This is a genomic window from Algoriphagus aquaeductus, assembly GCF_003253485.1.
GTDB classification, from domain to species: Bacteria; Bacteroidota; Bacteroidia; order Cytophagales; family Cyclobacteriaceae; genus Algoriphagus; species Algoriphagus aquaeductus.
This window is the reverse complement of sequence record NZ_QKTX01000006.1, coordinates 1-17496: the sequence shown is the minus strand read 5'-3', so window position 1 is coordinate 17496 and position 17496 is coordinate 1. Positions and strand designations below refer to the sequence as shown.

At 44.2% G+C, this 17496-nt stretch carries 10 protein-coding genes; 4 read left to right on the top strand and 6 right to left on the bottom strand.

The annotated features are described in order from the left end of the window. From CLV31_RS09440 to CLV31_RS09425, 4 genes are all read left to right on the top strand, one after another. Entirely contained in the window at nucleotides 1-498 is a 498-nt protein-coding gene (locus CLV31_RS09440) for a hypothetical protein (protein WP_111392855.1), read from the top strand. Beyond that, entirely contained in the window at nucleotides 495-3794 is a 3300-nt protein-coding gene (locus CLV31_RS09435) for a VCBS repeat-containing protein (protein WP_111392651.1), read from the top strand. Before CLV31_RS09440 ends, CLV31_RS09435 begins: the two co-directional genes overlap by 4 nt. Further along, nucleotides 3794-7069 carry a VCBS repeat-containing protein gene (locus CLV31_RS09430; protein ID WP_111392650.1) on the top strand — a complete coding sequence of 1092 codons (3276 nt, stop codon included), beginning with the start codon at nucleotides 3794-3796 and terminating at the stop codon, nucleotides 7067-7069. The genes CLV31_RS09435 and CLV31_RS09430 overlap by 1 nt, the downstream gene beginning before the upstream one ends. Nucleotides 7070-7195: 126 nt before the next feature. Continuing rightward, a complete protein-coding gene (locus CLV31_RS09425; protein ID WP_111392649.1) occupies nucleotides 7196-8545 on the top strand; it encodes a vanadium-dependent haloperoxidase in 1350 nt (449 codons plus the stop codon). Between the two features lie 130 nt (nucleotides 8546-8675). Here CLV31_RS09425 and CLV31_RS09420 read toward each other — a convergent pair whose 3' ends face one another. The 6 genes from CLV31_RS09420 to CLV31_RS09395 form a co-directional block, all read right to left on the bottom strand. After that, a complete protein-coding gene (locus tag CLV31_RS09420) occupies nucleotides 8676-9194 on the bottom strand; it encodes a hypothetical protein (RefSeq protein WP_111392648.1) in 519 nt (172 codons plus the stop codon). Between the two features lie 5 nt (nucleotides 9195-9199). Beyond that, entirely contained in the window at nucleotides 9200-10327 is a 1128-nt protein-coding gene (locus tag CLV31_RS09415) for a 6-bladed beta-propeller (RefSeq protein ID WP_111392647.1), read from the bottom strand. A gap of 263 nt (nucleotides 10328-10590) precedes the next feature. After that, the gene (locus CLV31_RS09410; RefSeq protein WP_111392646.1) at nucleotides 10591-11727 is read right to left on the bottom strand and encodes a 6-bladed beta-propeller; all 1137 of its coding nucleotides are present in this window, start codon (nucleotides 11725-11727) and stop codon (nucleotides 10591-10593) included. Nucleotides 11728-11804: 77 nt separating this feature from the next. Next, a complete protein-coding gene (locus CLV31_RS21720) occupies nucleotides 11805-12017 on the bottom strand; it encodes a hypothetical protein (protein ID WP_146250881.1) in 213 nt (70 codons plus the stop codon). Nucleotides 12018-12212: 195 nt separating this feature from the next. Beyond that, nucleotides 12213-13181, bottom strand: coding sequence for a BF3164 family lipoprotein (locus CLV31_RS09405; RefSeq protein ID WP_181452600.1), 969 nt, complete (start codon nucleotides 13179-13181; stop codon nucleotides 12213-12215). 894 nt (nucleotides 13182-14075) lie between these two features. Then, nucleotides 14076-17267: an FG-GAP-like repeat-containing protein gene (locus CLV31_RS09395; RefSeq protein ID WP_245943371.1), complete on the bottom strand. Its 3192-nt coding sequence runs from the start codon at nucleotides 17265-17267 to the stop codon at nucleotides 14076-14078. Nucleotides 17268-17496 lie beyond the last annotated feature (229 nt).

The following is a 17496-nucleotide window of genomic DNA, read 5'->3' as shown; positions in this document are numbered from 1 at the left end:
ATGGAGGCTGAGCAACTCGCTTCAGGAAAAGTAGTCAATGACTTATTCTTCGGCTTAGAGCTCGGCATGAGTCAAAAACAATTTTTCGAAACCTGTTGGGATCTCAACAAACAGGGAGTACTGACCAACGGCCCCTCCGAACTTTCAGTGGAGCACAGCTTGGTTTTTCCTTCAGGAAATCCGGGTAAAATGCGCTTTTATCCCAAGTTTGCTGAGGATAAAATATATTTTATGCCGGTAGAATTTCAGTATGATGGGTGGGGCCCATGGAATGAGGACCTGGCCGTGGAAAAGCTTCGGGAGGATGTGGTGAAGCTTTTCGAAAAATGGTATGGAGAAGGGTTCATTGAAGTCACCAATGAGGACAAAACACAGATCGCCTACGTAAAAATGGATGGAAACCGACGCATCCGAATCTTCAAAAAACACATTTCCGCTGTCAGGGCAGAAATCTCAGACTTGCCGGTTCAGCGTAAAATCAGCCAAAAAGAATTATGAATAAACTATTTGGTGGGCTGATTCTACTTGCTGCCCTTTCCGCCTGCTCCAAACCAGAAAAAAAAGGGCCTACCCTTTTTGAAGAAATCAATACTGAAGTATCTGGAGTAGACTTCAAAAACGACCTCACCTTTGATGAAAAATTCAACATTTTCACCTATCGCAATTACTACAACGGTGGCGGGGTAGCCATCGGCGATGTCAATAATGACGGCTTGGCCGATTTGTATTTTACAGCAAACCTGGGCCCGAATAAGCTGTACCTCAACCGGGGAGATTTCAAATTTGAGGACGTAACCGAAACGGCCGGAGTGGCTGGCACTCGCGCCTGGAGTACAGGAGTGGCCATGGCCGATGTCAATGGGGATGGTTTTTTGGATATTTACGTCTGCAACTCAGGGGATATTTCGGGTGACAACAAGCAAAATGAGCTTTTTATCAACCAAGGCGACGGCACCTTCAAGGAAATGGCTGAGGCCTACGGTTTGGCAGATCAGGGATTTTCGACCCATGCGGTCTTTTTTGACTATGATAAAGACGGTGACCTCGATGTCTACCTGCTCAACAACTCCTATCAGGCGATCGGCACCTTCAATAAGATGCAAAACGAACGCCCAAAACGTGATCCTGTAGGAGGAGATAAGCTGTTCAGAAATGACGGGGATTCCTTTACCGACGTCAGCGAAGAAGCAGGGATCTATGGATCAGTCATCGGGTTTGGTTTGGGCATCACCATCGGAGATGTCAACCAGGACACTTGGCCGGATATTTTTATTTCCAATGACTTTTTTGAAAAGGACTATTTATATATCAACAATCAGGATGGCACCTTTACCGAATCCCTGGAATCCTATATGAGATCTATCAGTGCCGCCTCCATGGGCGCAGATATCGCGGATGTCAACGGAGATGGATTGCTGGATATTTTTGTGACAGACATGCTTCCGGAGTCTCTCAACAGGCTCAAGCAAGTGACCACCTTTGAAAACTGGGACAAGTTTCTTTTCAACAAAACACACGGCTACCACTACCAATTTTCCAGAAATATGCTCCATGTCAATAATGGGGACGGCACGTTTAGCGAAATGGGCAGATTGGCTAACGTGGAAGCGACCGACTGGAGCTGGGGAGCGCTATTGTTCGACATGGACAATGACGGCAAGCGGGACATCTTCGTGGCCAATGGCATCTATCAGGATATCACCGATCTGGATTATTTGAATTTCATTGACGACGAACAAACCAAACGGAAAATCATCTCTGAAGAAGGAGTCAATTTTAAGGCTTTGATCGATCCGATTCCAGTCCGGCCGGTTTCCAATTATGCATTTAGAAACCTTGGCAATCTCCAATTTGAAAATGTAGCGGATACCTGGGGGCTTGGCACTCCCATACATTCCAACGGTTCGGCTTACGGTGACCTCAACAATGACGGTACCTTGGACCTGGTGATCAACAATGTGAACCAACCTGCACAGATTTTCAAAAATCAGGGCAAAACTCTCCAACCGGAGAATCATAGTATTCAGTTTCAGCTGGTAGGAAAAGGAAAAAATACTGGGGCTATCGGAACCCAGATTCAGGTAAAAGCAGGAGATCAGCTCTTCTACGCCGAGCAGATGCCCAATCGGGGATTCCAATCCAGCGTCGATCCCAAAATCACCATCGGTTTGGGCAGACTTACTACCGTGGATGAAGTTCGGGTGCTTTGGCCGGATGGGAGCTACACCGAATTGAAAAATCAACCGGTCAATCAGTTACTTACTTTGAAATGGGAAGAGGCAAAAGCACTACCCCAGGGTGTTTCTTTTTTTCCAACGCCTGCGACTCCGCGATTTGTAAAGGCTCCTCAATCGAATTTGGATTTTAAGCACCTGGAAAACGAGTACATTGACTTTGATCGGGACCGGTTGACCTACCACATGTTTTCTACCGAAGGTCCAGCCTTTGCCAAAGCCGACGTCAACGGGGATGGCCTGGAGGATTTGTTTTTTGGAGGAGCTAAATCCTTCCCCGGAAAAATCTATCTCGCTCAGGCAAATGGCAGTTTTGTGGAAAAACCTCAGGCGGATTTAGTAGCCGATGCCCTCTCCGAAGATACCGACGCAGTCTTTTTTGATGCAGATGGAGATGGAGATCTGGACCTATTCGTCACCTCGGGAGGCAATGAGTCTGGATTTGGAAATCTTGATTTGACGGATCGACTTTATCTCAATGATGGAAAGGGGAATTTCAGCAAGGGTTTCCATACCGGAATGATGGGGGTGTTGGGCAGTAGTTCTGTGGTGGAAGTGTTCGATTTCAATGGGGACGGTGCCCCGGATTTATTTGTGGGCGGTCGCTTAGTGCCGTTTACCTACGGAGCACCGGCGGATAGTCAGCTTTGGATCAATGATGGGAAAGGCAATTTTACCGAGCAGTCTGCCACTTTTGCGCCTGAATTGAAATCTCTCGGAATGGTGACGGATGCCAAAGTCCTGGACTACGATGGAGACGGAAAGCAGGACTTGGCTGTGGTAGGCGATTGGATGGCCCCGACTTTCTTCAAAAACACGGGACAAAAGCTGGAAATAACCCCAATTGCAGGCATGGATCAACTCAAAGGCTGGTACCGAACCCTAGCAGTCGGAGATTTCAATGGGGACGGGAAGCCCGATCTGGCATTGGGTAACCAAGGTTTGAATACCCGAATGAAAGGTTCGACCACACATCCGGTCAAAATGTTCCTCAACGATTTTGACCAAAACGGCGCCATCGAGCAGATCTACACCCGGCAAATTGGCGAGGTGCAAGTGCCTTACACCTTAAAACATGAACTCGAAAAACAGGTGCCGAGCATCAAGAAAAAGTATATCCGCTACGCAGATTACAACAATCAAAGCTTGAGCGACATCTTCGCGAAAGAGGTCATCGACCGTTCGATTGTGCAGGAGATGAATCACCTCCAATCCGGCGTACTGATCAATCAGGGCAATGGGAATTTTGAATGGAAGGCGTTTCCCGTTGAAGCGCAAAAGACATGGATTTTTGCCATTCAATCGGTGGATTTGAACGCAGATGGTATTGAAGATCTGATTTTGGGAGGAAATCTGTCACATGTGAAACCGGAAGTCGGAACCTATGATGCCGGATACGGAGAGATTTTGCTTGGAAAAGGAGATGGAACCTTTACTTTCTGGCCAAACCGCATGCATGGCTTAAAGCTGGAAGGGGATATCCGACAATTTTCAACACTTGGGAAAAATCGCTTGCTGGTGGTGAAAAACAGCGCTCCTGCTGAAATCTGGACATATTGATGCGAAGGTATTTTATTCATTGGTCGATAGTCGGTATTGGGCTTTTGGGAATCATTTCCTGCAGCAAAAAGGAAACAACTCCTGGTTTTGATCCCCTTTTCGAATTAAAAAATCCGGACCAAACCGGACTTAGTTTCGAAAACCGACTTACCTCCACCGCTGAATCCAACATCATCGAATACCTCTATTTCTACAACGGAGGGGGAGTAGCTGCCGGAGACATCGACAATGACGGGTTGATTGATTTGTATTTTACCGGGAATCAGGTTCCCAATAAGCTTTTCCGAAACAAAGGTAATTTTCAGTTTGAAGACATAACCGAATCGGCAGGAGTAACCGGTGACGGAGGCTGGTCCACGGGTGTGACCATGGCCGATGTCAATGGAGACGGATTGGTGGATATTTACGTCTGCCAAGTGGGAGATTACGGGGCAATCAAAGGGCAAAATAAGCTTTACATCAACCAAGGCGAAGGGAAGTTTAAAGAATCGGCTGCCGAATACGGGTTGGACTTCAAAGGATTTTCTACCCATGCTGTATTTTTTGACTATGATCGGGATGGGGATTTGGACCTCTACCTGCTCAATCACAACGTAAAGTCTCCGGAGGTTTTTGCCCGGGCAGAAAACCGATCCAAGTCCGATCCCAGTGGAGATAAGCTTTACAAAAACCTACTTGCAGAAGGAAAAACAGGATTTGAAGACGTCACCGAAACCTCCGGCATTTACTCCAGCATTCTGGGTTTTGGCTTGGGGGTAGCTGTGGAAGATTTCAATGCCGATGGCTGGCTTGATTTGTACGTGTCCAACGATTTTACCGAAAACGACTACCTCTACCTCAACAATCAGGACGGCACCTTTCGCGAGGCATTGGATGAAATGATTTCCTCAACCAGCCGCTACAGCATGGGCAATGATGTCGCAGACCTGAATGGAGATGGTTTACCCGAAATTTTCACCACGGACATGCTCCCCGAGGATCCGGAAATCTGGATGAAATCTGTAGGTGAAGACAAGGCAGAAGTCTACCAAATCAAAAAGCAGTTTGGCTATCAGGATCAATATGTGCGCAATCATCTCCAAGTCAATCAGGGTAATGGACAATTTGCTGAAGTAGCACTGTTTGCCGGAGTGTATGCCTCGGATTGGAGCTGGTCCCCCTTGCTATTCGACATGGACAATGACGGCTTGGTTGACATTCATGTGAGTAACGGCATTGTGAAGCGTCCGAATGATTTGGATTTTATCCAGTACTCACAGGAGGCTGATGCCAGCACGCCTTTGGAGGTGCTGCGCAAAAAACAGATCGACATGCTGCCCAGTTTGAAAATTGCCAATTTTGCCTGGAAGAATCTGGGAGGCCTTCGCTTCGAAAATCAGGCAAAAGCCTTGGGATTGGATCAGGAGTCTTATTCCAACGGCTCTGTGTGCGTGGACTTGGACAATGACGGAGATTTGGACCTGGTGCTGAACAACCTTGATCAGGAAGCCTTTGTCTACCAAAACCGAAGTGAGCGATTGGGAAATTCTTACCTGAAAGTGGCCCTTATCCAAGAGGGTTTTAACTCACAGGCAATTGGTGCTCAGGTCACCGTTTTTGCAAAAAATCAAACCTGGACCCAGCGCATCAGCACAAGTCGGGGATTCCAGTCAGGACCGGCAGCCGAGCTGGTTTTTGGCTTGGGTGAAGTGCAGCAAGTTGATTCCATTTTAGTTTCATGGCCAAATGGGGATCGGGAAACCTTCTCCGGAGTAGCCGTGAATCAATCCATCAAGCTTTCTCACGGAAGCGGAAAGGTTCGGGAAATAGACCAATCCGAAAGTCCTTCCTCATTTTCATTTCCCCAAATCTCCTGGACTCATCTGGAAAAAGACGAAGTGGACGAGCTCAAACGTGAGTATTTGGCACCCAAAAGCTTTGCCCGAATGGGACCAGCCTTGGCGGTAGGGGATGTCAATGGTGACGGCATGGACGATGTATATTTGGGAGGAGCAAAAGATCAACCGGGGGCCATTTTCCTGCAGCAATCCGATGGAAGTTTCAAGGAAAATCCTCAACCCATCTTTACCCAATTAGCCAAAGCAGAAGATACCGTAGCCGAATTTGCAGACTTGAATGGGGATGGACTGATGGATCTTTACGTGGGCAGCGGGGGTTCGGAGTACGAGACGGGGAGTCTATTTTATTTCGACCGGGTTTTCTTTGGTGACGGCAAGGGGAATTTCTTTTTTTCCATGAATTCACTTCCTCCCATCGGGGAAAATACGTCGGCTATTGCGATTCATGATGTGGATGGAGACGGGGATTTGGACATTTTTGTAGCTGCCAGTCATCAGGCAGGAGACTACGGTGCCAGTCCACCAAGCAGCCTGCTGATCAACCAAGGCCGAGGGCAGTTTAAGGCCGAGACCGAAGCTTGGTTTGGAAAAGACATCGAGTTTGGAATGCTGAATGCGGCCTCTTTTGCGGATTTGGATGGAGATGGAAAGGCTGAATTGATCTTGGCCGGCGACTGGACGGGAATTCGGGTTTTTGACTTATCCGGAGGAAAAGCCGTGGAAAAGATGCCGAAAGGTCTGGCTTATTCTTCCGGTTGGATCAATGCTTTGAAAATTGCTGACCTAGATAAAAACGGCAAACCCGACCTGATTGTGGGCAATCTGGGTCTGAACTCCAAGCTGAAAGCGAGTGCCGAAAGGCCCGTATGGCTCTACCATCATGACTTTGACTCAAATGGACAAGCCGATCCTATTCTATTTCATTTCATGGGTGAAAAGCTGGTGCCTTTTCCAACCCGGGATGATCTGATCCGTCAGATTCCTGGCGTGAAACGAACCCATGCTTCCTATGCCGACTATGCCAAAATCAGCGAGCCAGCTGACCTTTTCCCGAAGGATCAATTGGAAAAAGCCCGTAAGCTTCCGGCTTTTGAGTTCCGCTCGGGAGTCTATTTCCAGGATGAAAAAGGAGAATTTTCCTTTGTGCCTTTTCCGGATGAAGTCCAGTGGGGGCCGATCTTAACACTTGAGATGGACACCCAAACAGGACAGATTTGGCTGGGAGGGAATTTTTCCGGGTTTCGCACCGACTTGGGCAAGTCCATGAACTTGTCTCCGCTCTCTTACCGATGGGATAACGGGAAATGGGTTAAAATACCGGTGAATTCCAGTTTCTCTCAAAAACTGGAGATCCGAAAGCTCAAAACTATCCGGGTAAAAAACCAAGAATGGATAATTGGATTGCCAAATGCCGGAACGCCGATTTGGCTGCACTAAAAACCTGCCACAAATCATTTGGGATTGATTCCCTTATACTTAGATTTGACCCTACATGTAAGGTGGTAAAATTCTCACAGACCCAATCCAGAGAATCGATTTATCACACTTAATTCAAAACCCAATATGCGTACGTTTAGAATTCTGGTCATCCCGGTGCTTTTATCCCTGATGATCTTTTCCTGTCAGGAGAAAAAAGACTACTCCCAAGCCATCACCGATGGCAGTTATTTCACCAAAGCCCAAAATCGGGTGACGGAGACGATTATCCACGATATATTCTCCCCTCCCGTGGCCGCAAGGATTTATTCCTATTCCTCCCTGGCTGCTTATGAAGTGGCTGCTGCCACTGACCCGACCAATTATGCTCCCCTAATGGGGCAACTGAATGGCTCGGAGCCCTTGGATGTCAAAGTACCTGAAAATGTCTATGCCCCACTTGCTGCCTTGGCGGCGTACTACCACGTGGGTACGGCTTTGATCTTTTCCGAAGAAAAGATGAACGAGCACCGGGATGCGGTATTTGCCGAACTCCAGGAAAAAGGAATCCCTGAGGATGTATTTGAATCCTCTGTCAATTATGGTCAAGAAGTGGGTAAAAAAATCATCGAATACGCCAAAAAGGACAACTACCACCAAAGCCGATCTTTTCCAAAATACACGGTAACCAACGAACCCGGAACTTGGCAACCCACTCCTCCTGCCTACATGGAAGCAGTGGAACCGCATTGGAACAAAATCAGAACCTTTGTGTTGGACTCCGCTTCACAGTTTAAAATAGCTCCTCCACCTCCGTTTTCTACCGATCCCAACTCTGAATTTTTCAAAAGAGCCCTGGAAGTGGTCGAAATTCAAAAAAATATGACTCCGGATCAAAAGGACATCGCCATGTTTTGGGATTGCAATCCGTACAAGATGAATGTCAAAGGTCATGTGATGTTTGCTGAGAAAAAGATCACTCCCGGTGGGCACTGGATGGGCATCGCTTCCATTGCCTCTGCTGCTGCGGGCAAAGACTGGAGAGGTACCGTGGAGGCTTTGGCCATGACCGCCATCTCGCTCAATGAGGCCTTTATCGCCTGCTGGGATGAAAAGTACCGCAGCCGCACCATCCGTCCGGAAACCTACATCAATCAGCACATCGATGAAAACTGGGTTCCGCTGCTTCAGACTCCGCCTTTCCCCGAGCATACTTCCGGCCACAGCGTGGCTTCCACCGCAGCTTCTTACACCTTAGCCCAGCTTTTCGGTGACCAGCTCCATATCGTGGACAGCACCGAAGTAGCCTATGGACTTCCGATTCGGGAGTTTGACTCCTTCTCACAGGCAGCTGCCGAGGCAGCCATCAGCCGATTCTACGGAGGGATTCACTACATGCCAGCCATCGAGGAAGGCAGTAAGCAGGGTCAGAAAGTCGGAGAACTGATCTGGCAAAAGATCTCCACCAAGCCGGAGAGGGTGGCGATGAAGAAGTAACTTCTAAGACGCAAGACAGTGTACGCAAGACACAAGAATTGAGAAATTCAGATCTTGGTTTTATAAAGAAATAAATCCCGGGCGAGCGCTCGGGATTTTTTGTTCGATAATTTGGAGTCTGACTTTGGCTTTACTCTTTCAAAAACTCCTCCAAGCGAAGCTTGTAAAGCTCGGGAACACCAATCTCGGGGGAGGAAAAAAATTCATCATTTTTAGTGAAAAAAGTTTGAAGGCTACTTTTCGGATTGATTCCCGGCTTGAGTTCATTTGTTTCGAAAAACTTGTTTTCTGGATCATAAATCACCTGAAAAGGAAACCGCGCCTCTTCCAGACTTCGGATCACGTAGGCTCTGTTTCTTTTCTTTTCTGTGTTTTGTCCGGCAATCACGCAGACTACACCTATCTCAGGATACTTATCCCGCATTTCTGTCCAAAAATCCGGTTGCAAGCCAAACAAAAGCATGGAGTTGATTTCCAAATTGAGATACACGATCATTTTTTTGGGACAGCTCAAACACAACTCTTTGGAATTTTCCCCATATCCAACTACCTCAAGACCTTCGGGGATTCTTATCGTTTCGCGCTCGCTTTTCTCCTTACATCCGAAAAAACAGCTCAAAAAAACCAGTGAAATCAAAATTCGTCTCATATCATTTACTTACGTTTTGCTTTGATCAGAATCGGATAGTCAAATTCCTGCTCCGTGATTTTGGTCCGGAGTTCAGGAGATAAAATAGTCTTCTCACTTTTCTTCAGAAACGAATGATAGGTCAAAAACCAGACATGATCCTCTTCCAAACCTATGGGATCATTCCAGATTTCTGCTTCCTGTTCGGGATAATCCAACCCTTGAAATTCTCCCGTGATTCTGTCGTAGAAATAAACCTTCTTTTGAGTACCGATCTCATTCCCTTGGAAATGGACATTGGCAATAATCTTTTTGGAATTGGAAAAAGCTGATTTGAAGACAGCAAATCCCTGCTCTTGGATCAGCTGATAGCCTTGCATCAGATCCATCTCCCAAAATTCCTTCGGAACCTGAAAGTGCCCCATATCCAGATTTAGTATAGGTTTTACCTGCCCGTTCTGAATAGTGTACAGCGTATCGTTGAAAATCTCTGCCAAAATCAAATCCCCACCTGCCGTCTCGTAAAAATTCCGCTCGGTCATGGGAAGCATTTCATTGGTGTAGTCATTGGGGAAATAGGATTGCAAAACTTTACCGGAGGAGTTTGTCCTTACCAATCGGTGTGTCACCAAAGGCTTATTGTAACTTCCATATAGGTAAAATTCATCGTTCTCTGCAAGGGTAAATGCACTGGCCAAATATTCCGCATCCGCGAGTTTCTGAAGTTCTCCTTGCTCACTGACCTGATACATGGTCGTACGATCTCCTAGCGTAGCGAGCACAAAAAGCCGCTCCTCCGCATCGATCTGAAAGTCCTGTAATCCTTTCAATTCATTGGGCCCCTCACCTTTGACCGCCACGGTTTTTAAGAATTGTCCTGCATCTGAAAAGACATGGATTCCATCCCGCTGTGCGATATCCATCACGTAGATTTTGTTTTTACTCTTTCTCACCCTCAGGTCATTTCCCATCAGGTTCTGAGCATTGGTTTCCAAGGGAATGAGGTCTACTATCTCCAACTCGGAACTCGGCAAGTTAATAGCATCCGAAAGGGAAAGTCTAAAGGAATCAGGATTGGAATTATTAGATTCTTTGGATGTACATCCGTAGAAGAAAAATAGAATGGGCAGTGATCTCAACAAGAAGTATTTCATGATGATCAGTTAAAGTAATGAGAAAAAGAGGCGGCTTGAAGCCGCCCCATTACGAGTTAACAGCTGTAGCATTGTAGGTAATACTTCGAGCACCTTGTACCAGTTTGATAGGTTTCGCAATTTAAAGCTTCCACCTTATCACCACACCAGTACATTCTTTGATAGCAAGGACCTGGTTCCAGTCCTTCATCTTGTGCCTTCGCACTTTGATTGAACATGAGGACTGATCCCAAAAACGCCAGTCCGAAGAATACTTTTTTGTACTATTCAGAGTTTAGTCTTAGTTTGAATTGAACTAAAAAAATTAAACTATTTGGGTTTGAATCAATAATTGTTTTCAAAGATGAATTTTCAAATTCTGCACTAGTTGGATTAATCTGTTCCTTTGAAATAAATGCTACAAACTTATCTTCATTTATTCCTATAACTTTTGGAAAGGGCTGATCAAAGCTTATGTCATTCTTGATATTTTGGAAGCTAAAACTGACTCCTGAGTCCCCATCTACCAAAGCCATTTTCGGAACCTCATTCAAAATATGAAAAAGCAAAAATTGATTTGCAGTTTTTTCAAATAAGGTGAAAAAAGAAGGTTGACTTTGAAGTGTAGATCTAAATTGATTAAAACCTTCTTGATCTAGTGGAAAGTCGGTTTTAGCAGGAAATGCTAGAGGCTCTCCTCCGTATGAAAATCTTTTAAACTCTACCAACTCTCCCTGATCTACCTTGTAAATAATGGGAGAAAATTGGGTGTGGAGCAAAGTGGTTGACTTTTCCCCATCCTTTTCCTGATGAAAAGGATTCATAGGATTCATTAAATATTCAATCGAAAATGGAAGATGTTTTGTAGTCACCTTACCATTTGGGTTAACAAAAACCAAGGTAAAATCCTGTCCTCCTCCCGTAATACCAACAAAACCTGAGTCAATCTTGGCAAATTTTCTCAAAGGCAATTCCAATCCTATGGGATCTTGGAGGATAAAACCACCATTTTCAAATTTTATGGGAAGGATTTTCCTCCCAATTCCGTCCAAGACGTAGATAAAATTCTTATCAATCCAAAAGTCTGAAATCTCTCTGGCCTCGTTTGGCCCTTCTCCTTTCCTCAAAGGCATAGGTACAAATTCACCCGACTGCTTATCAAATGCATATAGAGATTGAGAAAAATTAAAATCCCCTAATATGATTAATTGATCTATGAACATTGCTTTATCAATCTCATTGGGAAGCTGAGAAGGGTCGCCTGTCAATGGAATATAGCTTACCTCTTGAACAAGACTGGAGAGAGTAGCTGAATTTGTGGATTCTTCTGGAATAATAAGATGATCTACTCGTGGATTTTTCGATTTACATGCAAAAACCAAAATCACTAAGAATATCAAAGAACTGTTTACTTTTTTCATTTGAGCAGAATGAAATATAATGCATTAAGGAAAGAAGACCCTCCATCAGGTTGATGGAGGGAAAATTTAATTGTTTATTAACAAGATGTTGATTGTCCGCATTGACACTCTACACCCGAGTCATTTTGATGGCAAACTTGTCTTGTTGTACCTGTAAACCAGTTACAAATAAGAACTTCCACTTTACAGGTGATCCCACCTTCTCCTGGCAAAGAAGCCTGTGCCTTTGCACCCTGATTGAAAATGAGGACTGATCCCAAAAACGCCAGTCCGAAGAATACTTTTTTCATGGTTTTCGGGCCATTTGTGGGGACACGAACGGCGGCAATTTGATTAATAAGCTTTTGGCCAAAAACGGCTTCATTTTGAAGCTGAAACTAAATTAAGTTGAACTCCATGCCGAGGCAATACCTAGTCTGTTAATTTTAATGACAATTACAGGAAGGGCGTTTTTTTTTGCAGACGGTATTGACTAGGGTAAAGACCTAATAGTCAAACCTCACCAGATTAGGTTGTTCGTCAGTGGTTACCCCGTAGATTCTTCTATTCCTTTCATCCACGGCAAAGCCAAAGAGGGGAAAGTCAAGTTGATATTGGGCCAGAGGTTTACCAGAATAGTCAAATTCAAAAATCCGATTTAGATTGGTCATTTCACTAATTGCGGTGTAAGATTTACCGCTGAAAAGGACAAAGAGGGAGTTTTCTCCGGCAAATACATCTCGATATCGAGTAGTAGAAGTTTCAAGTGGAAAAGTAGGCATTTGATAACCTCCTGAATTTCCTATTCTAAAATCCTGAATGGTAGATTCAGGGCCGATTATGGTAGTGATCGACTGATCTGAAAGGCGAACAATGTCAATATAATCTACCTTCAACCCCGCTTTTACCGCATAGGTGCGGGAATTGTTAACCCGTAAGGGGCCTTGGAATACGTTACTTACCAAATTGGCATCCAATTCTTCCTCTTTATACCCATTCGGTAACTCCCTTCCTTTAATCATGTTTTTCCAATTCCCAAATGTGCTCAGCGTATCTCCAGAAATAGTTAAATGAAGATATTTTGTCCAGCCATCTACCACATGGGCTATAAATGAAGTATCAGAGGTAAAAGCAGCATCGGTAATAAAAAAAGCAGTAGCAGGCGCTCTAAATTGCCTTTCGGCCAAACGAGAAGAATCTGAAAGATCGAAGACAGAAAACACGTTGAGTTCAGGGTCATAAGTCAGGATCTTGCGGGGATCTTGAAGTGCTTCTAGTTGGGTGATAACCGTAATTTCACCCGGGCCCATTCCATCAATCCCCTTAGATCTAAGGTAAGCCTCTTCCTGAAGATCTATGATATGAAACTTATCATCTGATGTGTTTTTTCGCTCAAAAACCACCGCTTTGGATCCGATTATGGTGATTCCACGAGGATTGAGTATTTTTGGAAAAGAGTATTTATGACCCTTCAATGATATTGGAGTAGGTAGATCCTTTTCTAAGAAATACAACTCGCTTTTTGGGTTTGTACCCTTTGAACACCCCAACAGTAGGTAAACCAAAATAATACAGGATGTTGCAATCTGATTTCTTTTCATCGATGGAGAAATAGGAAGCGGATTGAGCGGGGTTGAAACAACCCCGCTGACTTACTTAAATGCAAAATTTGATACCTTCGATCCACGTAGCTTCTGCCACATTCCCATATCTAGGATGGCGGCAAGATTCATCAGATTGACAACAAACGCCCCCGGACGAATTCCCATCATCACCTGGCAGAGAAGCCTGTGCCTTCGCACCTTGATTAAACATGAGGACTGATCCCAAAAACGCCAGTCCGAAGAATACTTTCTTCATAGTTTTTTAAAGAGTTTGAATTGATTAAAAAGTTTTTGGCCAAAAACGGCTTCATTTTGAAGCTGAAACTAAATTAAGTTGAACTCCATGCCGAGGCAATACCTAGTCTGTTAATTTTAATGACAATTACAGGAAGGGCGTTTTTTTTTGCAAACGGTAAAATACAGTTGTAAATCTTTTTAGCTGTACTTTTTGATGAAAATCATACGAACTACCCAAAGTAAATTTTTATTAATGAATATACGGAATCTTGCCAGTAGCATTTCTAAAGCTCAGAAGACCAAGTTAACGCCATATTTTTGGGAATCTTCGGTCTTCGGTCATCGGTCGCCTGTGCTGAGCGCAGTCGAAGCATCCAGCCCAAAATCAGTGGAATATTCGTCAACTGGCAGAATAGCGAATAATCAGTTTTTTATTTCATCTTGTTGCTGTTGCAATAGAGGGTGTACCCCATAATAAGAGAAGGGGTATCCCCAAATTCTACATCTGATACGCCTGTTTTGATTTGATTAATCGATCTTCACAACCTCCATTTCCGCATCATTTTTTGCAAAAATCACCCAGATTTGGGATCCTACTCTCACTTCTTTAATCTCCTTCACATCCCCGTGGATTTTCATGGTGTATTTCTTTTCCGACCTAAAATCCCCCTGCCCGGTTCCTGTTAAAATGTTCCCCCAACTTCCCTGATAGGCTCCAAAATAAGGAGCCGAAGAGGTGTTGTTACCCCCAATTATTAAATCAGGAAACCCATCCTGATTGACATCGGTCAAGAGGATCGCCTCAATTGGGGAAAATTGAGCTTCGGCTGGAAGTGGTATTGACTGAAACTTTTTACCCTCTTGGTTTACCAAAACCACGGATTCAAATTGATGGGCTTCCAGTTGTTTTGCTCCTTCCAGATCAAACCTGCGAAAAATCTCCTCCACAGTTTTTCCCGCAAAATCGGTATAGTTCACAAAGTCCTTTTTAAGGACAGGAATTTGTTTGGTAAGCTCATCTTTTGAGGCTATCGAATAATATTTGCCGTCTTCCGGATAGGAAATAATTTGTTCTATACTTCCATTTTGGTCAAAATCTTTGACCATCATCCTTACAGGGAGCTTTTCAAAAGTTTTCAGACGGCTATTCAATCCCAAGTTTCCTACCACCAAATCGGGGTAGCCGTCTCCATTTAGGTCTGCGGCAGCTAATGAATTCCACCAACCGGATGAATAATCCAATCCGAAGTGTGATGTTTCATTGATCAGTACTCCATTTTTATTCAAAAAAACGGTAATCGGCATCCATTCTCCCACCACCACCAAGTCTAAATTTCCATCAAGGTCTAGGTCTGTCCATACGGCATCTTTTACCATCCCCAAATATTCCAAGTCAGGAGCGACTTCCTTCGTCACATCCACAAACTGATGGTCACCGAGATTTTTCAACAGATAACTTCTGGGACTCAGACCATACTTACCCGGCACATTTCTACCACCGATCATCAAATCCATTAAACCATCCTGATTGAAATCAACAGATCTCACGACAGATACCTGGGTATTGATTTCCAATGGCAAGGGAATTTTCTTATAAAATCTTCCATTGCCGTCATTTAGATATAAAATAGTGGACCCCACTTCTTCAGTTGGGAGTGGAAGATTCCCACCTCTTCCTACCACCAAATCCATCGCTCCATCTCCATTGACGTCAAGCAGCTCTGCACAAACATCCTCCAAAAATGCATCCTCCTCCAATAAGGGCTGAACTATCGGAAAAAACTTACCTTCTTTATTTTGAAGGAAAACTACTCCTGCCTGACCCGAAGCCCCTCCGACAAAAACATCCTCTCTCCCGTCCCCATTTAAATCCCCGATAGTCAAGGCAGGTCCTTCCTTCGATAATTTGTGCGGCAACAAAGGCTCTACATTGAAATCATTGTACTCATTTTCAAAGTGAATAAATTCCAATCCGGTTGAATTTCTCTCCAAAACTCTAACCCCGGATTTTTCGGGTGAGGGAGTAGGCTTGGATTCCTTCGTAGCTTCAGTCTCCTTCATCACCAGGGTAGAATTGACCCGGACCTGTGTGAAGGTTTCAGATTTTCCACTGGGCCAAATGATCTTGACGGAATCCAGAATTTCGTGGCTACCCACTCCAAAATGAAGTTCCGGGGCTACAGCGGATTGAAAACCCCTGCTGGTATAATTTTCCCGAACCTGAACTTGATTTTTGGAATAAATCTCCACCCTGGCACCAATTCCAAATTTGTTCCGGTTTTGGCCTTCAAATTTGACTTTTAAATAGTTCTTGTCGGCGGTATCCCCGGAAATCTGATCGAGTCTGTTTTGAAAAATTCCAGCTTGCTCATTGATGTTGTTGACGACCAGATCCAGGTCTCCATCATTATCCAAATCAACATACACCGCTCCATTGGAAATGCTTTTCTCCGATAAACCCCACTTCCGGGAAAGATCCTCAAAAGTCAAATCCCCGTTATTTTTAAAAATAAAATTACCAACATCTCCCGGAGGCATCTTTTTGGCAAGTTGTAGATTCCGAAGGTCAGGCTTATTTTGAAAACCGTCTTTCAACTCAGGATTCATCAGGAAGTTGATGTAGTCCAAATCATTGGGTCTTCTCACAATTCCATTGGAAACAAACAAATCTTTCCATCCATCATTGTCAAAATCGGCGAACAATGCCGACCAACTCCAATCCGTAGCATATATCCCCGAGTATTGTCCGATTTCTGAGAAGGTCCCGTTTCCATTGTTAAGTTGGAGCGTGTTTCTGGAAACCTGCCTTTCAAATCCGAAACTGAGCTTAAGTTGATAAATTTCCTCACTGTCTTCTCCTGCTGACATTTTCTTGATTTTCTCCTCTTTGGGAAGCATATCGAGGGTAATAAAATCTATCCAGCCATCATTATTGATGTCAGCAAAGTCATTTCCCATCGAAAACCTGCTGCTGACCGTAGTCATCGCAGAAATCTGCTCTTTGAATGTGCCGTCAGTTTGATTGATATAGAGATAATCATTTTCATTAAAATCATTGGAAACGTAGATGTCTGGCCAGCCATCGTTGTTGATATCCGTAATACCAACTCCCAATCCATATCCAATATGACTTGAAAATATTCCTGCTTCATTGGTCACCGGGGTAAAACGGATTTCACCCTTTTCAGCATTATTTCTGTAAAGTCGATCTCCCTCAGGCCCACTGTCCATATACCTGAGAGATGCTCTTCCATAGCTATTTTCTGTATGTACTGCATGATTAAGCAAATACATATCTAAATCCCCATCCCGATCATAATCAAAAAATGCAGCTTGGGTACTGAATCCCTGAAAATCTAGTCCGTATAATTGAGCGCTTTCGGTAAAAGAAAGGTCACCATTGTTGATATAAAGTTCGTTTTTACCTTTTATCCCCTTCCAATCGCCCAATCGGCATACATAAATATCCAACAATCCATCCCCATTGATATCTACCATGCTTACCCCGGTTTTCCAAGGACCAAGGGATGAGGTACCACTCGATTCGGTAATGTCTTCAAATAAAAAGCCGCCTTTGTTTAGAAAAAGCTTATTGGGCAGTTGGTTAGAAGAGAAATATAAGTCAACGAGGCCATCATTATTAATATCCCCTGCAGCTACTCCGCCACCATTGTAGAAATAGAGGTATTCGATGATATTGAATTCCTCTTTTTCAGTCAATTTATTAATGAAATTTATCCCTGTTTTTTTAGAATCTAAGGAAATAAATAACATTTCCCCGCTTTGAAAGTCAGCTTTTGGAGAACAGGAAATAAGTGCCAAAAGAAAAAAAAAGTAGGTTTGGCAGTTGGCATATTTCATCTGTTTATAATTTGATTTTTAATGGCCAGATAGCCTGTCCCGATCTTTCATCGGGAGAATGCCCCGGATAATCATTCCCCTGTGTGAG